This window comes from Bacteroides sp. AM32-11AC (assembly GCF_003603515.1).
Taxonomy (GTDB): Bacteria; Bacteroidota; Bacteroidia; order Bacteroidales; family Bacteroidaceae; genus Bacteroides; species Bacteroides uniformis.
Window position 1 is genome coordinate 168148 of sequence record NZ_QTNH01000003.1, and the last position, 20842, is coordinate 188989.

The 20842-nt window shown below is 46.9% G+C and carries 19 protein-coding genes and 1 tRNA gene; 6 read left to right on the plus strand and 14 right to left on the minus strand.

The features are described 5' to 3' along the window. The 5 genes from DW800_RS04570 (at position 1) to DW800_RS19890 (ending at position 5424) form a co-directional block, all read left to right on the plus strand. Entirely contained in the window at positions 1-1560 is a 1560-nt protein-coding gene (locus DW800_RS04570) for a DUF4434 domain-containing protein (protein WP_098032008.1), read from the plus strand. 12 nt (positions 1561-1572) lie between these two features. Then, positions 1573-1872, plus strand: coding sequence for a hypothetical protein (locus DW800_RS19880; RefSeq protein ID WP_133303133.1), 300 nt, complete (start codon positions 1573-1575; stop codon positions 1870-1872). A 23-nt stretch (positions 1873-1895) separates the two neighbouring features. Beyond that, entirely contained in the window at positions 1896-3995 is a 2100-nt protein-coding gene (locus DW800_RS04580; RefSeq protein WP_227186982.1) for a family 20 glycosylhydrolase, read from the plus strand. Between the two features lie 315 nt (positions 3996-4310). Continuing rightward, a complete protein-coding gene (locus tag DW800_RS19885; RefSeq protein WP_227224279.1) occupies positions 4311-4790 on the plus strand; it encodes a hypothetical protein in 480 nt (159 codons plus the stop codon). A 184-nt stretch (positions 4791-4974) separates the two neighbouring features. Next, complete coding sequence (locus tag DW800_RS19890) at positions 4975-5424, plus strand: hypothetical protein (protein WP_227186979.1); 450 nt, start codon at positions 4975-4977, stop codon at positions 5422-5424. Positions 5425-5630: 206 nt separating this feature from the next. Here DW800_RS19890 and DW800_RS04595 read toward each other — a convergent pair whose 3' ends face one another. From DW800_RS04595 to DW800_RS04620, 6 genes are all read right to left on the minus strand, one after another. Further along, the gene (locus DW800_RS04595; protein ID WP_098032007.1) at positions 5631-6899 is read right to left on the minus strand and encodes a phage integrase SAM-like domain-containing protein; all 1269 of its coding nucleotides are present in this window, start codon (positions 6897-6899) and stop codon (positions 5631-5633) included. Positions 6900-7041: 142 nt separating this feature from the next. Next, positions 7042-7115, minus strand: a tRNA-Ile gene (locus DW800_RS04600). 92 nt (positions 7116-7207) lie between these two features. After that, positions 7208-7519, minus strand: a complete 312-nt coding sequence (locus DW800_RS04605; RefSeq protein WP_005834338.1) for a DUF4491 family protein — start codon at positions 7517-7519, stop codon at positions 7208-7210. Between the two features lie 9 nt (positions 7520-7528). Beyond that, a complete protein-coding gene (locus DW800_RS04610) occupies positions 7529-7993 on the minus strand; it encodes an Lrp/AsnC family transcriptional regulator (RefSeq protein ID WP_005830846.1) in 465 nt (154 codons plus the stop codon). 230 nt (positions 7994-8223) lie between these two features. Then, positions 8224-9090 carry an FKBP-type peptidyl-prolyl cis-trans isomerase gene (locus DW800_RS04615; RefSeq protein ID WP_005830844.1) on the minus strand — a complete coding sequence of 289 codons (867 nt, stop codon included), beginning with the start codon at positions 9088-9090 and terminating at the stop codon, positions 8224-8226. A gap of 19 nt (positions 9091-9109) precedes the next feature. Next, positions 9110-9703, minus strand: coding sequence for an FKBP-type peptidyl-prolyl cis-trans isomerase (locus DW800_RS04620; RefSeq protein WP_044468323.1), 594 nt, complete (start codon positions 9701-9703; stop codon positions 9110-9112). A 182-nt stretch (positions 9704-9885) separates the two neighbouring features. Here DW800_RS04620 and DW800_RS04625 point away from each other — a divergent pair, with 182 nt between their 5' ends. Continuing rightward, positions 9886-10602 (plus strand): SIR2 family NAD-dependent protein deacylase, encoded by a 717-nt coding sequence (locus DW800_RS04625; RefSeq protein WP_008662496.1) that lies wholly within the window; start codon positions 9886-9888, stop codon positions 10600-10602. A gap of 265 nt (positions 10603-10867) precedes the next feature. On the opposite strand, the gene DW800_RS04630 is transcribed toward DW800_RS04625, so the two are convergent. The 8 genes from DW800_RS04630 to metG all read right to left on the minus strand — a co-directional run bounded on the left by DW800_RS04630 (position 10868) and on the right by metG (position 20692). Then, entirely contained in the window at positions 10868-11614 is a 747-nt protein-coding gene (locus tag DW800_RS04630; RefSeq protein ID WP_117703808.1) for a glycosyltransferase family 2 protein, read from the minus strand. Continuing rightward, positions 11607-12872, minus strand: a complete 1266-nt coding sequence (locus DW800_RS04635) for a glycosyltransferase family 4 protein (RefSeq protein ID WP_022400783.1) — start codon at positions 12870-12872, stop codon at positions 11607-11609. Before DW800_RS04635 ends, DW800_RS04630 begins: the two co-directional genes overlap by 8 nt. Positions 12873-12912: 40 nt before the next feature. Next, the gene (locus tag DW800_RS04640) at positions 12913-13929 is read right to left on the minus strand and encodes a hypothetical protein (RefSeq protein WP_005830833.1); all 1017 of its coding nucleotides are present in this window, start codon (positions 13927-13929) and stop codon (positions 12913-12915) included. Further along, positions 13926-14741: a phosphorylcholine transferase LicD gene (locus tag DW800_RS04645; protein WP_117589562.1), complete on the minus strand. Its 816-nt coding sequence runs from the start codon at positions 14739-14741 to the stop codon at positions 13926-13928. The genes DW800_RS04640 and DW800_RS04645 overlap by 4 nt, the downstream gene beginning before the upstream one ends. Continuing rightward, positions 14738-16108, minus strand: coding sequence for a bifunctional cytidylyltransferase/SDR family oxidoreductase (locus DW800_RS04650; protein WP_005830829.1), 1371 nt, complete (start codon positions 16106-16108; stop codon positions 14738-14740). The genes DW800_RS04645 and DW800_RS04650 overlap by 4 nt, the downstream gene beginning before the upstream one ends. A gap of 101 nt (positions 16109-16209) precedes the next feature. Then, entirely contained in the window at positions 16210-17115 is a 906-nt protein-coding gene (locus tag DW800_RS04655) for a beta-1,6-N-acetylglucosaminyltransferase (RefSeq protein WP_117589563.1), read from the minus strand. Further along, positions 17112-18557, minus strand: a complete 1446-nt coding sequence (locus DW800_RS04660; protein WP_016272355.1) for a lipopolysaccharide biosynthesis protein — start codon at positions 18555-18557, stop codon at positions 17112-17114. Before DW800_RS04660 ends, DW800_RS04655 begins: the two co-directional genes overlap by 4 nt. Positions 18558-18649: 92 nt before the next feature. Further along, positions 18650-20692, minus strand: a complete 2043-nt coding sequence (metG, locus tag DW800_RS04665; RefSeq protein ID WP_034522970.1) for a methionine--tRNA ligase — start codon at positions 20690-20692, stop codon at positions 18650-18652. Positions 20693-20842: the final 150 nt, after the last annotated feature.

A 20842-nucleotide genomic window follows, 5' to 3' on the forward strand; every position in this document is an offset into this window, starting at 1 on the left:
ATGAAGAGGATTTTTCTGCCAATCCTATTGGGGGTACTGATGATATCAGCCGTACTGCCGTCGGCAGTAGTTTTTGCTGGCAATGATGTTCCTGGCCGACAGAGAAAACAGAAGGTGAAGGAATCTGTTTTGAGGGTGAAGCCCATTACTGGTACTTGGATAAATCTGGCATATAAGGATGTACGTAATAGATATACCAATCCGCAGAGTTTTGATAATACGGATCCGGAATTATGGAAAGCTAAAGTGCGGGAACTGTCAGCTATGGGCATTGAATATCTGGTATTCATGGAAGTTGCCAATGAGGGTAAGGCTTATTATCCCTCTCAATTAATGCCCTGGTGGTATGATAAAGATAAACAGAGTCCTGTGGAAGCCATTCTTGATGAGGCTGCCCGATATGACATGAAGGTTTTTATGAGTACTGGATGGGCAAAAGACCAGGATGATAATTTGCAGGATCCTGCTATCAAACAACGCCAATTGCAAATTATGGAGGAACTGGCCGTCTTTTATAAAAATCATAAAGCCTTTTATGGCTGGTATTTGCCGGTAGAGGATTGTCTTTGCCCCATTTTTGCAGAACATGCTGTACAATCGGTTAATGCATTGACCAAAAAGGCAAGAGCATTGACTCCGGATAAGAAGACACTGATTTCTCCTTATGGTATCGGACTGTCTGATTTTGATAATCCGGAGTATGAGAAACAATTGGCAAAGCTGAAAGTCGACATCATAGCCTATCAGGACGAAGTGGGCTGTGTACGCGATAAATTCATGTTGCCTCGCTTAAAGAAGACTTGGAAACGGTTGAGAGACATCCACAACCGTCTGAATATTGAGATGTGGGCCAATTGTGAGACTTTCACTTGGGAACAGGGAACCAACGACCGTTCTTCGGCCTTGATTCCTGCCGCTTATCCGCGTCTTTTATCTCAACAAGTGGCTGCTTCTGTGGCAGGGGTTGACAGGATTATCTCATTTATGGTTTGTGGAATCATAGAAAGCCCCACGTCAACTTATCAGTTGGGGCAACCGGTGTGGTCACATAAAGTATACAATGACTATATGGCCTGGAAAAGGCGGATTGGCTGCTGGCAATTGGCCGAAGCTGCCTTTATGGAGAGATTGGCTAACGGGGCTACCATTGACATGGTGTTGGGAAAAGCGGATTTGAAGGCATTGCTTGATGGCAGGGTTGCCGAGGAAGACAGTAAAGATGCCCGTTGGGTGAAATTCGAGAAAGGTTATCATGAGCTTGTGGTAGATTTGCAGAAAAAGACCAGACTACGGAAAGTCATGCTTCGTATGCTGGACTATAATTTAGATGGAATAGGTATGCCGCTGAAAGTTTATCTGTTCACTTCGTTGGATGGAAAAGAATATAGATTAGCTTCTATCAAGGATACTCCCCATTTCCCGAACAATCGGCATGATGCATGGATTGAAAACTTGTTATTTGATCAATTGGATGAAAGCATCCGTTATATGAAGGTGGCTTTCGAAGCTTCGCAACAAGTGTATATGGATGAGTTGTTTGTTAATCCGGTGATAAAATAAAGACCAGTTGAGATGAGAGTGAGTTTGTGTTTATTAACGGTGTGGCTGTTTCTTGCTTGTGTAGGCCGCGGGGAAATTGTACCAATTCCTTCTTGGTCAAAATCGATGGCAAAGGAGAAATATATCCTAACCCCCAAAGCACCTGAGGTTCCACAGATTAATAGTCTATGGTGCAGCCTTGGAAATACAGAAAAAGTCTCTGTTCGTGATTTGTGGCATCAAAAGGATTTAGGGGAGTATAAAGGGGGATTTTGGACACAAGTCCCTTATCATGGAGTTACTTTTGTAAAAAAAATCACTCTTGTAGAGTGAACTGAAACTTTAAAATAAATAGTATGGAATTTGCTTTGGATAGATGGATTACCAAGCATAATGCTTGGATTGATGTTTTTGGACCAAACTACATGAGGTGGATATTTCGTGATGTGAAAATGACTATTTTGTTTTTGGGGCAGTTTCTCTTTGGTAAAGTGTTGCAGGTGTTTAAGGCAGGTGTGTTATTGGGAGCAGTGTCTTGCATACTATTTGTGCCAGGGCTAAAGGCAGAAAATTCTAGGCCATTTGTGATACCGGCATTACAGGAGTGGAAAGGCGGGGATGGCTATTGGCGCTCATCGTGTCGGTTGGTGTTGGACCCCCGCTATGCAGCAGAACTCAATCCGGTGGCAAACACATTTGCCGAAGATTTAGCAGTGATGTTTGGCAGGAAATATAAGGTGGCGGAAGGCGTTTCTGCCTGCTCGGGAGATATTTTTTTGACTTTGGCTGGAAAAGAAACAGAAGAGAATCGGGAGAAGTATTATTTGGATGTGTCTGATCGGATGGTGTTGACGGGTGCAACGACGCAGGCAGTGTTTTGGGGAACTCGGACCATTCTTCAAATGATGGAACAGTATGATGGGGCGGTGCCGCAGGGAGTGGCTGTAGATTGGCCCAATTATCCTAAGCGTGGATTTATGTTGGATGTAGGACGTAAATTTGTCCCCATTGGCTTTTTGAGGGATTATGTGAAGATAATGTCCTATTATAAAATGAATTGTTTCCAGATTCATTTGAATGACAACGGCTTTAAAAAGTTCTATGGCAATGACTGGTCGCAAACACCCGCAGCTTTCCGATTAGAAAGTACCGTGTTTCCGGGATTGGCCACGGAGGGGGCTCATTATTCAAAAAAAGAATTTGTTGAACTTCAGATGTTAGCCGAGCAGTATGGAGTGACTGTCTTGCCGGAAATAGATGTGCCTGCGCATTCATTGGCCTTTACGCGCTATAAGCCGGAAATTGCTAGTAAGGAGTACGGAGAGGATCACCTGGATTTGTTTAATCCGGAGACTTATTTGTTCTTGGACAGCTTGTTTGCAGAGTATTTAGGTGGAGAAAATCCGGTGTTTAGGGGTAAAGAAGTGCATATTGGTACAGATGAATACGATAATTCGGATCCTAATGTTGTTGAAAAGTTTCGCTTTTTTACTGATTATTACATTAAATATGTGGAGGGTTTTGGGAAGAAAGCGGTGGCATGGGGTGCATTGACGCATGCCAGAGGAGATCTTCCTGTGAAGTCTGACGAGGTACTATTGGACATTTGGTACAATGGTTATGCCGATCCCTTTGAAATGGCCGAATTGGGATTTGGATTGGTGAATGTGGCATGTAGCCAATTGTACATAATACCATTGACGGCACTCTATTACCACGATTACCTGAATATAGAGTGGATTTTTAATAACTGGGAACCCTATATGTTTGATGATAGAATATTTAGTCGGAATGATAGGCGTGTGAAAGGGGGAATGTTTGCCGTATGGAATGATTACATTGGAAATGGGATTACTTTCAAGGACATTCATCATCGTGCGTATCCTGCTATGCAGACATTAAGCTTGAAAATGTGGACCGGTGCTGTGGATGATTTGTCTTTCGCACGGTTTGATTCTTGCCGTCGTGCTTTGTCGGAAGCTCCGGGAGTGAATATTGGAGCAAAGGTAAAAACGATGGATGGGAAAGTGCTTCAAGTCTCGAAGTTGAAAAGGAATCAAAAGCTTTTGATAGAAGAAGTAGGGTATGATTATGAAGTGGCTTTTGATTTCACTGCAAAATCCGCAGATAAGGGCAGTGTGCTTTTTAAATCTTCCAATGCCATTTTGTATCAGAGTAGCCCAAAGTCTGGAAAATTGGCATTCTGGTCAGATGGTTATTTAAATGAGTTTGATTATATGTTTCCTATCGGTCAACGGGTACAAATTGTGATTAAAGGTGACCATACCTCTACAAGTTTATACATTGATGGAAAACTACATCAGACTTTGGATAAAAAGATACTTTATAAAATTGGCGAGGAGGTGGTGTACTACCAGTCCACTCTTGTTTTTCCATTAGCTTTTACTGGAAATTTTAGTGGGCAATTGTTAAATTTGAAAGTACTGCAAAAGTAATTCGAGTTCATGTTACAAGGATCCATTTTAGGTTATTCTTTGCCTTTAATTTGTTGTAAGAATTCATTGGTGGACACTAATGCTTTTTCATCTTTGAAGCATGTGGAAGTTGAAAAAGGATAGTGATAATTCCCTGATTTATATTCAATGGTTGTAATATATCCTGACGGAGATTATGGTGAAAATATTTTGCTGGGTCATACCAAAAGGCCTGGTTGGATATAATGATTAGTGCTAAAGTGCAATTATTAAGCCTGCTTTAAATTTCACTTTTAGCCATTAGCTTGTTACAACAGATATGTAATAAGATGTAAAGTGAAACTTAAAGTAGGGCTCATTGATTATTCTACATGTTGCTTTGAAGTACTTATGCAGAAAACAACTTCTATTATATTCATTCTTCTATGCTTCTTGTCAAGTTGTAGCTTCGAATCTAAAACAGAATTTCCAGCCTTTGATAAGGAGATTAGAGTAGATGGTGAGCAATCTGATACAGAATTGCTGATTAATATGGGATGGATTGACTGTGTTGATACATTCTTGGTAATGACGCATGTCGCCCAAAATGATTTTTGCCATGTATATTCCATTCCTTCGGGTATGAAAAAAATCCATACTTGGGGTTCATTGGGAAATGGTCCTGGCGAGTTCCTACAGCCAATAATTACATACGCTCACGAAAACACCTTCGGTTTGAATGATGTCAATATACAAATGTTGGCAGTGATGTCTCTAAAAGGCAACGGAAATGCTATTGAAATTGAAGAGCTGTCCAGAAAAAAAAACTCCTTATAAGCGTGTGCAAGGTGAGCTCAATCCTGCAGATTATAATTTCGTACGACTGGATGAACAGCATTTTGTCTCCCTATTGTGCGGAAAGGACGGTAGTTTCTTTTCCTTACTGGATGCCAATCTGCAGCCTTTACAGAGGTTCGGCGAATCTCCGGTGGGGAACAAAATTTCTGTCTAGTCTTCACGGATGAATTTGAAAGGTTATCTGTCGGCGCATGACGGGCATATGGTGTTTGCGCCTAGCAAACTGCCGTATCTTGCTAAATACCACCTGGAAAATGGAACCATGGTAAAAGACTGGAACTTTTATTTTGATCGGTCTTTTTATGAATGTAAAGACTATAACCTCTTGTTTAGTAAGGCAAGAAGCTTTGGGCAGGTGTTGGATTTGGCAATGGATGACCAATATATCTATATTTTGTACTTAGATCAACTTTTAAGCGAGTATGACTATAATGACCCGCAAAAATCCATGGCGAACAAGGTGCTGGTTTTCAATTACTCGGGAGTACCCATAGCCAAGTTGATATTGGATAAACGAATCTATCAGATGGCTTTGTGTACAAAATTGCATAAGATTATCGGGCTGGGGAATCTGCCAGAACCTGCATTTGTTTCGTTTGATGTCGTTTTTTAGATATATAGTCTAGTATTTCCCTTATACACTAGAAATAGGATAGCGTATAATTATATGTTTTAATTTGTATATAACTGATATCCATTAAATTACTGAAGTGTTGATTTGATATCCTTTTTAGGCATTCTACCTTTGAAGCATGTGGAAGCCGAAAAAGGATAGCGACTAATTATAGCTCAGTAGATTTTTAGTGGGGAATTATTAGCTTACTTGCCAAACACGTACTTCGCAACCTTAGTATTAGCCTTGTTCTCATTTACGAAATCACGTTCAATATAGATGTCCGTTACTTTCATTGCATCGTCAATATGGTTAAGTGCTGCATGGACTATATATTTATCAATGCCAGCTTTATTAAGTGCAATGGTAGCCCAACTATGCCTTGCTGCGTAGTATTCCAAATCGTCAATTTCTAATATTGTACAAATTTCTTTTAAGCCGTAGTTGATAGCCTTATTGAAATCCTTCTCGTCAGCATAGTATTGATAGAAATTGAAGAGACGTTTACCAGTCTTATCCTTGTACTTCTCAACAAGAGGCAGGATTAATCTGGGTATGTCAACCTTCATTTGAGCCTTATCCAATCTACGGTCTTTCGTCTTGGTACGATTATAGACGATTGTATAACCTTCCATTTCAGTGGCATTGTAAAGGTCTGCTGAATTGATTCCCATAAGACAGAATGATAGAATGAAACAATCCTTTGCCAAATTATAATGGCAGGTAGATTTGTAGCCTTTCTTCATATCTTTATAGGGTAGCTTCCATAGCTTCTTTATAATATCTGCGGATATGGCTCTCTTTCTTGTTGCTTCCTGCTTGGGTATTTCAAGTTCCATGAAGGGTGAGTTGGGGATTAGGATTAAATTCTTCTCCTTCTTATTGTATTTCTTCTTGGCTTCATTGAATAACTTCTTAATGCTTATCAAATATAGAGAGAGTGAACGATTGGAAGGTACCCGTTTACCCTGCTGCATTAATCTTTTAGTCCGTATCTCACGTTCTTTATTCAAGAATGCTTTAAAGCTTTCTAAGAAGTCAAGGGTAATCAAATTAATATCCAATTCCTCTTTACCTATGAAACGGACTAAGGCATTAATGGCAGTGGTGTAGTTAGGTGCACCTTTGATAGTGGTTGAGGCTATCCACTCACGACTGAACTTTATAAAGTCAATGGTTTGTTGCTTCTCTTGTTCTCCGTTTAAGAACTCAATTATCTCATCTAACGAATAATGATTTTGGTCTAATTGCAGTTTGAAACACTGTTCTCTGTAATAAAGTACCAGTCTATCTATCGCTCTCTTAATGGAAGTGTCCTCTTTAAATTTGAGGGATTTAGTTAGGTCTTTTGAAGTTATAAATAGATTAGTTGATAGTCTTTTAACCTTACGGTCTAAAGTAAATCTAATCTTAACATTGTACGTTCCGTCAACTTTTAGTTCACTCTTCTTGATTTCAGCTTTGATAGTCAGCATGTTAGTAATGTTTAAATCAGTCAACAATTAGTCAACAAATACCTAATACAATACTAAATATAACCAAGCAACAGACCCTTAATCGGAGGTCTCCATGAACTAAAAAAGGCTCTATCTCGTTAGAGATGAGCCTTTTAGTTTGTGGACCAGCCTGGGCTTGAACCAGGGACCTCCAGATTATGAGTCTGTTGCTCTAACCAACTGAGCTACAAGTCCGATGCATCCTTGCTTGGATAGCGGGGACAAAAGTAGCATTTTCTATTGAAATATGCAAGACTTTTGGATAAAATTCCTTATAACCTTTGTCCTTAGAACTTATAAATTCGTTTTGGATTCTTGGGAAACCAGCCTTTTTTCACTCGTTCTTCCTGCTCGAATATCTCCTTGATGGTCCAGAACGAGGAAAATGCAAAGACGCCCAAAAGGGAGGCTATCATGATGTTCTCCGTATAAAGGGAGGCAATGATGCCGCCGATGCCGAGTAAAAGGAAAATCCACCAGCACTTGGTGCCCCAATAATATTCGGCTTTCACAACTATGGGGTGAAACAAGCCGATGATGAGGAATGTGCAGATACCTATGACAAGGCCCGACAGATGATATTCGTTCAAGAAATCCATTGTTGTTCGTTATTTCTCGGGGCAAATAGGAATCTCCTTCTTGATGCTCTGTTCCAGGGAAATCAAGGTCTCGGTAGCGGTTACGCCAGGAATCTCCTGCATCTTGTTGTTCAGCAAATCCATCAGATGCTCGTTGTCGCGGGCATATACCTTGGTCAGCATGGTGTACGGACCAGTGGTGAAGTGGCATTCTACGATTTCGGGAATCTTGCCCAGCTCAGCAACTACCGTCTTATACATGGAGCCCTTTTCCAGCTTGATTCCTACGTAAGTGCAGGTTCTGTATCCAAGGGACTTGGGATTTACATGATAGCCTGAGCCAACAATAACGCCAAGGTCAATCAGGCGCTGTACACGTTGATGGATGGCAGCACGTGACACGCCACATTCAGCAGCTACGTCCTTGAAAGGGATACGGGCATTTTGGGAAATGATTTCCAGAATCTGCCGGTCAAGATTGTCTATTTTTTCCATAATAGTAAATAAGTAAAGTTCTTGTAGTTATCAAATAGTAAGCAAATATAGGACTTTATTTTAATTTATCTATAAAAAGGGACGGAAAAATGAATAAAAGTGAGGGGTAACGATAAGGCGCGGATTACGCGGATTTCACGGATTTAGTTTACCAAATCCGCGTTATTCCTCGTAATCCGCGCCTAAAAGAAGTATCAAGAGGGTTTTGCCCCTCCCTTCGGATTGTTACATTACTTCTCGATACCCAGCAGTTCCACTTCGAATATCAAAGTAGAGAACGGCTTGATTTGGCTACCGGTTTCTCTTGAACCGTATGCCAGGTCGTAGGGGATATAGAGTTCCCACTTAGAGCCGACGGGCATCATGGTGAGGGCCTCTGTCCAGCCTTTGATTACCTGGTTGGCACGGAAAGTAGCAGGTTCGTTGCGCTTGTAAGAGCTATCGAATTCTGTTCCGTCAATCAGCGTACCTTTGTAGTTTACTTTCACCTTGCTGCTGTCGGCAGGAACGGCACCGTTACCCTTGGTGATGATTTTGTATTGCAGACCGCTCGGGGTAGTTACTACACCTTCTTTAGCCTTGTTCTCAGCCAGGAACTTTTCACCGGCAGCTTTGTTGTCAGCATACTTTTCTGCAGTTGCTTTTTCTTTGATGGCATCCATCTGAGTACGCATGTACTCTTGAGCTTTCATCATATCCATAGCACCACCCTTGCCGATGACACCTGCTACGAAACCTGCCAGCAGATTTTCGCGGCTGATGCTCTGTGTGGAGTCGTTGCCGAAGATTTGTTGGTTGAAGCCTTCCACCCATTGCTTGCTGACCATCTGGCCTACTTGCAGACCAGCCATGTAAGCCACGTCTTTCTTATCGATTTTGGCTGCGCCTTCGTTGAAACCTTTCAGGAATTCTGACATCTGGGTTGAGTCAATGCCTTGTTGTGCAAGATACTGGTCCAAACCTTCTGTACGTGCCATACCGATGGCGTAAGATAATGAGTCGATGTCCGTCTTCAAATCAGCTTTCGGACTTTGAGCAGTACAAGATGCCATGCCGGCAGCTACTGCAAGAGCCATGAGAAATGTTACTTTTTTCATTTTGCTTTTACTTGTTTGTTTATTTAGATAAAATTTTCTGTAATTCGACTTCGAATACGAGCGTGCTGTGGGGAGGAATCATCTCGCCGGCACCCTGCGCTCCGTATGCCAGGTCGCTGGGGATGTAGAGTTTCCACTTGGCACCTTCGGGCATAAGCTGCAGGGCTTCCACCCAACCGGGTATCACTTGGTTTACACCGAACGTGGCAGGCTGGCCGCGTTTGATGGAGCTGTCGAACAGCGTTCCGTCAATCAGTGTGCCTTCGTAGTGGCATTGCACCTGGTCGGTGGCTTTGGCATAGCGGCCCACGTTTCCTTCCGTGATAACTTCGTATTGAAGTCCGCTGGGCAGCGTAACAACTCCCTCGCGTTTTTTGTTCTCTTCCAGGAACTTTTTGCCGGCTTCTATGTTTGCTGCGTTCATCTTCTCCTCCAGTTCGGCGAAGTACTTGTTGACGATGTCACGGGCTTCTGTGTGGCTGATTGCCGTCTGGTTGCCCTCCAAAACGTCTTTGATTGCTTGTGCAAAGTCATCTACTGCAATGCCTTTGGCACCCATGCTTAAAAGATTCTGACCTATTCCAAGGCCGATAGCATAACTGAATTTGTCCATAAGATTCTTTTGTTGACGACCGGATTGGTTTCTTTTCCAGTCTATTGCAAATTTATGAGTGGCAAAAGTACGTCTTTTATTTGAATGATAAGGCTTTTAAGTATTTAATTTTTCTTATTTATATCACAACTTGAACATTCTTCTTATATTTGTCTTACTTTAATAAAGGAAAGGAGCAGAAAATGAAGAACTTGGTCATATTGTCGGGTGCCGGTATGAGCGCCGAGAGCGGCATCAGCACATTCCGTGATGCGGGCGGACTGTGGGACAAATATCCGGTGGAGCAGGTGGCGACTCCCGAGGGGTATGCACGTAATCCGGAACTGGTCATTAATTTCTATAACGAACGTCGCAAGCAGTTGCTCGATGTGGTGCCGAATGCCGGGCATCTGGGCGTTGCCGACCTGGAGAGGGATTTCAATGTAACGGTCGTCACCCAGAACGTAGATAATCTGCACGAGCGTGCCGGCAGTACGCACGTGATACACTTGCATGGGGAACTGACGAAGGTTTGTTCCAGCCGCGACCCTTATAATCCGCATTTCGTCAAGGAACTGGCGCCGGAGGAATATGAAGTAAAGTTGGGCGACAAGGCGGGCGACGGTACGCAGCTCCGCCCGTTCATCGTGTGGTTTGGCGAGTCGGTGCCGGAGATTGAGACTGCCATCCGGTATGTGGAGCAGGCGGACATCTTCGTCATCATCGGCACCAGCCTGAACGTTTATCCCGCTGCGGGACTGCTGAACTACGTGCCCCGTGCCGCCGAAGTGTATCTGATAGACCCCAAGCCGGTGGACACGCACGTCATGCGTCCGATACATGTCATTCAAAAGGGAGCTTCGGAAGGGGTAAAAGAGTTGAAGGCGCTGCTTACAGTTACCCAGCCTCCTTTGCCTTAGGACTTAATCTCCTACGTCTTAGGACTTAGCCCCTCACGGTATAGGACTTAATATGCAGAACATCCGGATGCCTTTCTCCAAAACACCCGGATGTTTTACCCAAAAACATGGGGATGTTTTGCCCCATTACATCCGGATGTTTTAGGTGAAAACATGGGGATGTTTTGGGTACTCACTCCTATACTGTAGGGAGCTGGGTATAGGGGGGATTCCCACAAGGTATAGGTCTTGCGGGAATAAAGTATATTTGCTCTCGAAACTTGTGCTATTTCTTTATCACGGCCCGTAATACGAACCAGGCATGATGGGCTATGGTACTCATCAGTCCGTAATGCCGCGCCATGATGCGGAAGCGTTCGCGCAGGGATGCTTGCCGGTTCTGGGTGGTCATTCCCTCTTCCAGATAGTCGATGAGGGTGAGATGGGTATTGTGCAAGGTCCGTGCCTTCTTCATCACCCGGATGCACCAGTCGAAGTCGGCGGAGAAGCGGTATTGCAGGTCGTAGGGTTCTACAAGGGAAGCTTTGGCAAAGAAGGCCTGATGGCAGACCAGCATGCCCTGCTTGAAGCTTCGCCAGGTAAGCACTTCCGGGGCGGCGAGGCGGCGCATGCGGATGAAGTGGCCTTCCTTGTCCACCAGTTCCGTTTCGCCGTACAGCACGTCGGGTAGTTCGTTGCCGGAGATGGAACGCACCATCTGCTGCAAGGTGTCGTCCTCGTGGAAGCTGTCGCCGGCATTGAGGAAGCAGAGGTAATCGCCAGTGGCAAGGCGGATACCTTTGTTCATGGCGTCGTACAGTCCCTTGTCCGGTTCGCTCACGATGCGGGTGATGCGGTCGCGGTAACGGTCGATAATGGAGAGCGTGCCGTCTTTGGACGCACCGTCCACAAGGATGTATTCTACGTGGTGGTAGGTTTGCGAGATAACGCTTTGAATCGTGTCCTCCAGTACCGCTTCGGCATTGTAGGTCACGGTGATGATGCTGAATTTCGGGGTGGGGTGGTTATGCATTTCTTCCGGTCACTTTGTTGTAAAGGTCAATGTATTTCTTGGCGACGACGTTCTCCGAATAGTGGGAGATGGCTTTCCGGCAGGCTTGTTCCGAGAGGCTGGGGTAGTCGGGTTCGGTCAGCGTCCAGTAGATGCCGTTGGCAAAGTCTTCCGAGGATTTGTATTGTGCCACGTAGCCGTTGTGCAGATGGTCTATCATCTCAGGGATGCCGCCCACGTTGAATCCGACGCAGGGAATGCCGCATGCCATGGCTTCCATGATGGTGTTCGGCAGGTTCTCTTCCAGCGAGGGGGTCACGAAGATGTCCACGGCATTGTAGATGTTCACCAGTTGGTGTTCGTTGCTGACGAAGTTCAGCGGGTAGACTTTGAATGGAAGCAGGTTTTCCAGTTGTTGCGATTGGTTGCCGAAGACGACGACACCCAACTGTTCCCGGAGTTCGGGATGCTTGTCAGCCAGCAGTCGGCACGATTCTATCAGGTAGTCGATGCCTTTCCGTTTGTCCGTAATCTTCACCGAGCCGAACAACATGAGCTTTTTGTCTTGCGGCAGTAGGCAACGGCTGCGGGCTTCCTGTCGGTTGCGGGGCTTGAAGAGGTTGGTGTTGATGGGGTTGGGGATGCACGTCACGGCATGTCCGCAGAAGAGGGCGCTTGTCCGGGCACGTTCTTCCAGCCAGCGGCTGCAGGTGACGAAGTTGATGTGACGGTTGCGATATAGATTCTGCTTTTTCCGGAAGATGCGGTAGGAAAGGTCACGCTTGCCTCCGCCTCCGTGGATGAAGGGGCAGTTGTGGCATTCCTGCCGGTAACGGGTGCACTCGCGGGCATGGTGACAGATGCCGGTGCAGGGCCACATGTCGTGCATGGTCCAGACGACGGGCTTGCCCGAGGCGAGAATCTTCTCGATATTCCTCAGCGAGAGCATCCCTTGGTTTATCCAGTGCAGATGGATGACGTCTGCCTGCTGGAATTCGGGCAGTGAGGTGATGTCTGTCCCCGTGTTGGCTATGTCCACGGCAAAGATGTTCTTTTTGTTGAAGCGGTTGGCGCTCCAGATGACGATGCGCTCCCAGACGAACTTCCACACCATGCGCCAGTTATGGTCCAGTGACACAACGGAGATTTGGTCGGTCTGCTTGTCGCGTACCAGCAGCTTGGCTTTGATGCCGTGGTTCTTGAGTGATTCCATCAGACGGCTGGCGGCGATGGCTGCGCCGCCGATGCGTTCGGAGGTATTGATAAGTAGTACTCTCATGACTGTTGTTCGTTTCTTCTTTTTTGAATGTTTTTTCTTGTTACAGATGCCGGTCTTGTTTCGTCCATTTCCGGATACGCTTTTGCAGCGTTTGCCATATGATGGTGAAGTTGCCGTACCGTAGGTTCAACGCCAGTTCCTCGAACGACCGTGCAATCTTTATCCAGGGATGCCGCCATGCCATGATGCGGTAAACGCTATCCTTGTAGGCTGTGTTCTCGATGACGTGGCGAGGGTGCTTCAGTGGAAACTCCACTTCGTGGCGTTTCATGGTGAAGATGCGGCGGTAACCGCGCGGCATGGTGTGCACGGAGCCGGCAAAGTGGGTGGAGTCGGCAGTGGCTCCCAGATTGTTTATCATGTTGCGGGTGGGCACGATGCTCAGACCCGAATTGAACAACATGGAAGCGTGGAAGATGGTTTCGTAATAGGCTTTCCCGTGTTCGCGGTGGCGTTGGCACATGTAGATGAAGTCTTTGCGGTAGCGCCGTGTGTGGATGAGGTTCTTCAGTTGCCGCATGTTCTCCTTGTCGTCCAGGAAGGTGTAGAATTCATCCCATTGGTCCGTCACCCGCCGCCAGCTCGCCCATCCCCAGATGGAGAAGGTGGTGGCGAAGAAGTAGTCGGAAGTGATGTCCGGTGTAATCTCCTCGTTGTTGAATCCGGCAATCATGCTGATGCGTGTGTCGTGCTCATACTTGTCGAGCAGTTCCTTGCAGAAGCCGAAGAAAGAGACGGCAGGCACGTCGTCATCCTCAAGCACGATACATTTGTCCGACAAGGAGAATGCCCACTTCTGTGCCATGTATTCCGATGGGTCGCAGCCGTAGTTCTTCTCTTGGTAGTTGTGGTGTACTTCGCATTCCCAGTCGATGTCTGCCACTACTTTGCGACAAGCTTCTATGCCCGGCATGTCACGCTCGCCGCGCGGGCCGTCCTGATAGAGAAACAGTCGTGCGGGGCGTGCTTTCTTCACTTGTTCGAATACTTGCGCCAGCAGTTTGGGGCGGTTGAAGAAAAGAATCAGTACAGATACATCTACAAGGGCTGGTTTCATGGCAATGGTTTTAGTTCCGGGTGAATATAGCAGGCATGGACTATCTGCTTCTCTTTGGGAGGAATGTCCATGTAGTTTTTATATAAATCTTTCAGATAGGCGTCCACATTGCCCGGTGCCGGGAAATCTTTTCCTTCGAAAGTGATGGTGGAGAGCGGAAAGACGGAATCTTTACGGTGCATGATGCCGTATCCGTTATTGATGAGTATATTCGAAAGATAGGTCCCTTTGGGGCGTACCAGGCAGAGCATTGCCCATATCCCTTTGAAAAGCGCATACTTCATGCCGAAGTAGAAGAATTCTGCAAAGGAGCGCAGCGAGTAGTAGTGTTGCGCGTGTAGGATGGAGTAACTGACGGAGATGCCTTTGCACAGCTTCTTTGCCCATGGGCGGGGCACGGTGGGGTAGTCGATGAAAGGGAATATATCTACGTATAGTCCTTTCTGATACTCTACGCTGAAGGTATCTCCTGCTTCAATATAGATTGAGTTTAAATCCCTTATCTTGACGATGGGCTCTTTGCTGGTAGGGTCACTTTCCGGGGTTTGCAGGAACAGTGTGTCGGGTAGTTCGGAGGGGGCTACCTTCATGAATGCTTGCATGTCTTCCAGTGTCATGCCGATGTCTATGTCATCATCCCAGGGGATGAATCCTCCATGACGCATGGCTCCCAACAGTGTGCCTCCGTCAAGCCAGTAGCTTAACTTGTGTTTCCGGCAGATGCGGTCCACCTCTTTCAGTATGGAAAGTTGCTTCAGTTGGCAGGCGCGTAGGTTGTCGGCAATGTAGTCCGATAGGTATTGGTTCTTCATACTTCTTCTCTTTTTACGTCGATGACTTGTCCGGTGAATTCGGAAAGCAGTGACTGTATGGTGGTAATGGCTACTTGCTCGGAGGTCAGCAAGGTGTTATCCGGTTCGATGCCGAAGTTATGGACACGCATCGGTGTCTTGGTACGTTCCGGATTGATGCAGTTCACGCTGATGCCGAACGGTTCCCATTCTTGTGCTATGGCTTGCACAAAGTTCACGATGGCGGCTTTGGTCGATGAATAGATGCTGTAAAAGGCACGCCCCCGAGTGTAGGAACTGGAAGTGAAGAATACGAGTTTACCTTTGCTCTCCTTCAGATAGGGGAAGGCTTCAAGTGCCACGTTGACAGTACCCATATAGTTGGTGTTCACAGCGTTGCAGATGGTCTGATAGTCGCAACTCATCAGAGGTTCTTTATTCAGCAGTCCGGCAGTATTGATAATGTAGTCTATCCGTCCACATTGGCGGTACACTTCCTGCAAGGCTTTGCTCACCTGCTCTTTGTTGCCTACATCCGTTCCGTTCATGCTGCGCGAATAGCAGAATACGTTGGCTCCTTTCTCTTTGAGTAGCTGAGCCACGTCTGCGCCGATGCCGTAACTACCGCCGAATACGACTGCAACCCGGTTCTTCAGGTTGTTTTCCTGGTCGATGGGCAAGGTGTTCAGTTCACTTTTGCGCAGCTGGAAGAATTTGTCCAGCAGATAGGTGTCTTCCTTATAGGTCAGCTTCATGTTGCTTTCTTCGCCGTTCACTACATAAACCGGTACTTCCGGAAGGTATTTCACTACTACGCCGCAGTCGTCGGTCACTTTAAAGGCCGGGTCTTGCAAGGCAATGTCATAGGCATGCTTGATGGTTTCCAGATGGAATGCTTGCGGAGTCTGTCCTCGCATCAGTTTGCTGCGGTCTGGGATTTCCTGAATGAATCTGTCATTGACTTGTATAATGGTATCCGTGGCGGGCATTGCCACATCAATAGCTTTGTAGGTTTCCAATGCGGCAATAACGTCATTCAGAATCCGCTGGCTCACTAACGGACGTACGGCATCGTGGAATATCAGATTGACGTCAGTGTCTTCGTAGGCTTTGATGGCGGATAGGCTGGAATGATACCGTTCTTGTCCGCCTTTCAATATCTTCTTGACCTTCTTCCATCCGTTCTTGATGATGATAGATTCGAAATCGGAGATATAGAAAGGATTGGATACGATAGCTATCTCGTGAATATGTGGATTGCTTTCGAAAGTATCGATGGTGTGCTCCACGACCATTTTTCCCGCTACCTTGAAGAATTGCTTGGGAGTGGACAATCCCAGACGGCTACCGACTCCTCCTGCCAATATGACTGCTACATTCTTTTTCATTGTATCAATAGAAATGTGATGCTGCAAAAATACGAATTAATTGCTTCTTTGCAGCATTCCGGTTGGGATAAAGTGGCATATCTGTTGGGATAACTCTCTTTTTATTCTCTTCTTGTCTGCTCTATGGCTTCCACTAATCTGTCTGATGTGCCGCTTACTATTTTTCGGCAGAACATCTTTCCAGACTGCCGCAATACCGGCAGGTCCTCGAGTGTCATCACGCGGATGGATGCGCCGTAGTCTATGTAGTGCAAGGGGGTGAGACGGGTAAGTCCGGGGTATTCTCCCTCTAAAAGAAGCCCTTTTGAGGCAAAAGGGGAGTTGAATACGATGGTCTGTATGCACAGTTCGCTGGGTACAAAGCTGGTTCTGAAATACTTCACCAGCTTCTCCTCCGTGCACAACTTTTCATATACATATCGTGCGCAGGGCAACGTGATGGCCCAATAGTCGGAACCGAAATAGACATCTGCCTGCTTGCCCTCCAAGGGTGCAAAAGGGGCTTTCCGGATGGGGAGTATCTGTGCCAGCTTGCGCGATGCTACGATGAGTTTGTTCTTCCACCATATACTCTTCCAAGGCAGGTCACGGAAAGGGTGGTAATGGGTTATCTTGTGCAACTGCTGTTTCACGGTGCAGTGTGTCAGGTTGAAACCGCCGATGAATTCAGTGTCTTGATGCTCCTCAAAATAGCGGTGGATGGCGTTGTTGCTCCATAATGGGTAGTCCTGCCCGCTCAGGCATACTACGCGGGTATAGGGGATACCGCTGTGCAATACGGCAGCAAGCAATTCTTTCTGGTATTCCACTTGTTCCCATCCTCCCCAGCTTATCCGGTGGCGGGGCACGAAAGTGACCTTGTCTCCCAAGGCTTCTTCAAAAGGGTGTATATCGGCATTGAGGTCGATGTGCACGTAGAAGTCTGCCCGGTCATCCAGTGCGGCAACCAGGCGTGCCAAGTGTGGGGCATCCTTGTAGGCGGATATGATGTAGGCTATGCGGCTCATGCTCTTTTTTTCTTTAAGAGGAATTCAATGCTTTCCCGGAAGATGGTAGATTGTAGTTTCCACAAAACCAGTGCATAAAGCCCAGCTACCATAATGATTTTGGCTGCCATATTTAAGTATAGGTTTTCTATGGGCTGAGTAGCATAGTGAGTTGACACTACGAGTACAATGGATAGGGAGAGATAAGGAGAGATGTCTTTCAGCATATCGCGCAGTCTTAATCCTATCTCCCTCTTGACAAAACGGAACCATACAAACAGCCAGCCGATATTGATAATGACGAAAATACGCAGCATCCACTCCAACCCGTATGGGTATATGGCACATACAGCTGCTATTTGCAGCAGGCTCAAGCTGATGGTGCTCCACATATAGATAGAAGAATGTCCCCGGCTGATGAGCAGGTTGGAGAACAGATTGATGACGGGAATAAATGCTCCCCAAATACATAACAGTTGCAAGATATCGGCACTGGGCAGCCACTTCTCCGTGATAGTGATTATAATCAGTTCTTTCGATACCAAGCTCAATCCCAGCATGGCGGGGAAAGAGATAAAGGCGGTGAAGCGCAGCAGCTTTCTGAATACGGCAAGTTGTCGTGCCTTGTCGTCGGCAACCCGGGTAAAGACGGGTTGTGCAATGCCGTTTATCATGCCCGTAATCGTGGTATGTCCCATGCCGTTCCACTTGTTTGCCTGCGTAAAGTTACCCACTTCCCGTTCCGAATAGAACTTACCCAACAAGACGGAAAACAAATTGTTATTGATTATGGTGAAGATATTCGTAATGATTATCTTACTGCTGAACCCTATCATCTCCTTGATGGGGGTAAAGTCAAACCGGAAACAAGGCCTCCAACGCGAGAAGTAGAAATTGAGAACCGTCATCACGGTGACGAATGAGATACTTTGCAATGCAATACCCCAATAGGCGAATCCGTTTGCCGCCAATGTGATGCCCACAATACCGGAGACTATCAGACTTGAAATAGAAATGACGGTAGTGTCCTTGATTCTGAGGTTCTTGAATAGATATGCCCTCGGTGCAATGCTCATGCTGGAAATGACGAATCCCAAGAAGGAGAGACGGGACAGCGGTATCAGCTCGGGCGTATCGTAGAAGTCGGCAATCAGCGGTGCGGCAAAGAAGAGTAATATATATATAGTAGTGCTGCACATCAGGCTGAACCAGAACACGGCGTTGTAATCCTTGTGCAAAGTCTCCTTCCGGTTGGTCAGTGCCGAAATGAACCCACCCTCCTGCAAGGCGGCGGCAATGGCGGAGAAGATGGTAAGCATCCCTACCATACCATAATCCGAAGCATCCAGCAGACGGGCAAGGACTATTCCGAATCCCAGATTTAACAACTGCTGTATGCCGTTGCTGAATCCTCCCCAGAAGAGGCCTTTGGCTGTTTTTTCTTTGAGTGATGTATCGGACATAGTTTATTGGTTGATAAGGCAACGAGTTAACAAGGCCACGAGGCTTTTCCTTCCTCCTTGTAGCCTTGTTAACTCGTTACCTTGTTACTGTTTTATTTCACCTCGCTGCCCGGCTTCACCTCTTTCAGCAGTGAAGTCACCGCCAGCGAGCCGTCATAATTCTCGGCAGAGAGAATCATTCCCTCACTTACCAGCCCGTTCTTGAATTGGCGTGGAGCGAGGTTGGCGATGAACAGCACTTGCTTGCCTACCAGTTCTTCCGATTTGTAGTGCTGGGCAATGCCGCTGACGATGGTGCGGTTTTCCAGCCCGTCGGCAATCTTGAACTTCAGCAGCTTCTTCATCTTGGGCACTGCCTCGCATTCAAGCACTGTACCTACGCGGATATCCAGCTTTTCAAAGTCTTCGAAGGCGATGGTCGGCTTGATGGGGTTTGCCTTGTAGGTGGCGGCTTCGTTTGCCTTCTTGGTGGCAAGCAGCTTGTCTACTTGTGCCTGGATGACGTCGTCTTCTATCTTTTCGAACAGCAGTTCGGGGGTGCCCAGCTGATGTCCGGCAGGCAACAGGTCGGTGTGTCCCAGCTCTGCCCAGTCAAAGCTGTCCATGTTCAGCATCTTGCGAAGCTTCTCGCTGCTGAAGGGCAGGAACGGTTCGAAAGCAATGGCAAGGTTGGCGACCAACTGCAACGAGATGTGGAGAATGGTGGCTACGCGCTCCATGTCTGTCTTGGCAAGCTTCCACGGCTCGGTGTCTGCCAGGTATTTGTTTCCGATGCGGGCAAGGTTCATCGCTTCCTTCTGTGCGTCGCGGAATTTGAATACGTCCAGCAACTTCTCCACTTCTGCCTTGACGTCGGCAAATTCTTTCAGCGTCTCGCGGTCGTAGTCGTTCAGTTCGCCTGCGGCGGGCACTACGCTGTCGAAGTACTTCTTGGTGAGTTGCAGGGCGCGGTTCACGAAGTTGCCATAAACGGCAACCAGCTCGTTGTTATTACGTGCCTGGAAGTCCTTCCAGGTGAAGTCGTTGTCTTTTGTCTCCGGTGCGTTGGCGGTCAGCACGTAGCGCAGCACATCCTGCTTGCCGGGAAAGTCAACGAGATACTCGTGCAGCCATACCGCCCAGTTGCGTGAAGTGGAAATCTTGTCGCCCTCCAGGTTCAGGAACTCGTTGCTCGGCACGTTGTCCGGCAGGATGTAGCTACCCTCTGCCTTCAGCATGGCGGGGAACACGATGCAGTGGAACACGATATTGTCTTTTCCGATGAAGTGTACCAGACGCGTTTCGGGGTCTTTCCACCATTTCTCCCATGTGTCGGGCAGCAACTCTTTGGTGTTGCTGATGTAGCCGATAGGGGCGTCGAACCATACATAGAGCACTTTGCCCTCGGCACCCTCTACGGGAACGGGAATACCCCAATCCAGGTCGCGGCTCACGGCACGCGGCTGCAAGCCCATGTCGAGCCAGCTCTTGCATTGGCCATAAACATTGGGACGCCACTCCTTATGGTCTTCCAGAATCCATTGGCGAAGCCATTCCTCGTGCTTGTCCAGCGGCAGATACCAGTGCTTCGTCTCGCGCATCACGGGCTGGCTGCCGCTGATGGCACTCTTCGGATTAATCAGGTCCGTGGGGCTGAGGCTGGTGCCGCACTTCTCGCATTGGTCGCCGTAAGCGCCTTCGGCATGGCAGTGGGGGCACTCGCCGGTGATGTAGCGGTCGGCAAGGAAGGTCTTGGCTTCTTCGTCGTAATACTGCATGCTGGTCTTTTCGATGAATTCTCCCTTATCGTACAGCTTGCGGAAGAAGTCGGAAGCCGTGTCGTGATGTGTCTTTGAAGTAGTACGGCTGTACACGTCGAAGGAGACGCCGAACTCTTCGAAAGACTTCTTTATAAGCGTATGATAGCGGTCCACCACGTCTTGAGGGGTGATGCCTTCCTTCTTGGCGCGGATGGTGATGGGCACTCCGTGTTCGTCGGAGCCGCCGATGAAGATTACATCTTCCTTTTTCAGTCGCAGGTAGCGGACATAAATGTCGGCAGGAACATAAACGCCTGCCAGGTGTCCGATATGAACCGGGCCGTTGGCATACGGCAATGCCGAGGTCACGGTGGTACGTTTGAATTTCTTTTCCATTGTGTTATTATGTATCTCTTTTGTTATGAACGCTTTTAGTGGCACAAAGATAGCTGTTTTCTGCAAAATATGAGTATTCTTCCAGATTCTTTCCAGATTTAGGCTTCATCTTTGCCATACAAAATGAACAAACTTGGTATTGATAATGTA

What these genes read in the sequence shown, in the direction of transcription:
- DW800_RS04595 (WP_098032007.1), bottom strand. Translation starts at nt 6,899, where the DNA reads ATGCTGACTATCAAAGCTGAAATCAAGAAGAGTGAACTAAAAGTTGAC.
- DW800_RS04615 (WP_005830844.1), bottom strand. Translation starts at nt 9,090, where the DNA reads ATGAAAAAAGTAACATTTCTCATGGCTCTTGCAGTAGCTGCCGGCATG.
- DW800_RS04660 (WP_016272355.1), bottom strand. Translation starts at nt 18,557, where the DNA reads ATGTCCGATACATCACTCAAAGAAAAAACAGCCAAAGGCCTCTTCTGG.
- DW800_RS04640 (WP_005830833.1), bottom strand. Translation starts at nt 13,929, where the DNA reads ATGAAACCAGCCCTTGTAGATGTATCTGTACTGATTCTTTTCTTCAAC.
- DW800_RS04650 (WP_005830829.1), bottom strand. Translation starts at nt 16,108, where the DNA reads ATGAAAAAGAATGTAGCAGTCATATTGGCAGGAGGAGTCGGTAGCCGT.
- DW800_RS19880 (WP_133303133.1), top strand. Translation starts at nt 1,573, where the DNA reads ATGAGAGTGAGTTTGTGTTTATTAACGGTGTGGCTGTTTCTTGCTTGT.
- DW800_RS04655 (WP_117589563.1), bottom strand. Translation starts at nt 17,115, where the DNA reads ATGAGCCGCATAGCCTACATCATATCCGCCTACAAGGATGCCCCACAC.
- DW800_RS04635 (WP_022400783.1), bottom strand. Translation starts at nt 12,872, where the DNA reads ATGAGAGTACTACTTATCAATACCTCCGAACGCATCGGCGGCGCAGCC.
- DW800_RS04645 (WP_117589562.1), bottom strand. Translation starts at nt 14,741, where the DNA reads ATGAAGAACCAATACCTATCGGACTACATTGCCGACAACCTACGCGCC.
- DW800_RS04630 (WP_117703808.1), bottom strand. Translation starts at nt 11,614, where the DNA reads ATGCATAACCACCCCACCCCGAAATTCAGCATCATCACCGTGACCTAC.
- DW800_RS04570 (WP_098032008.1), top strand. Translation starts at nt 1, where the DNA reads ATGAAGAGGATTTTTCTGCCAATCCTATTGGGGGTACTGATGATATCA.
- DW800_RS04605 (WP_005834338.1), bottom strand. Translation starts at nt 7,519, where the DNA reads ATGGATTTCTTGAACGAATATCATCTGTCGGGCCTTGTCATAGGTATC.
- DW800_RS04625 (WP_008662496.1), top strand. Translation starts at nt 9,886, where the DNA reads ATGAAGAACTTGGTCATATTGTCGGGTGCCGGTATGAGCGCCGAGAGC.
- DW800_RS04580 (WP_227186982.1), top strand. Translation starts at nt 1,896, where the DNA reads ATGGAATTTGCTTTGGATAGATGGATTACCAAGCATAATGCTTGGATT.
- metG (WP_034522970.1), bottom strand. Translation starts at nt 20,692, where the DNA reads ATGGAAAAGAAATTCAAACGTACCACCGTGACCTCGGCATTGCCGTAT.
- DW800_RS19890 (WP_227186979.1), top strand. Translation starts at nt 4,975, where the DNA reads ATGAATTTGAAAGGTTATCTGTCGGCGCATGACGGGCATATGGTGTTT.
- DW800_RS04610 (WP_005830846.1), bottom strand. Translation starts at nt 7,993, where the DNA reads ATGGAAAAAATAGACAATCTTGACCGGCAGATTCTGGAAATCATTTCC.
- DW800_RS04620 (WP_044468323.1), bottom strand. Translation starts at nt 9,703, where the DNA reads ATGGACAAATTCAGTTATGCTATCGGCCTTGGAATAGGTCAGAATCTT.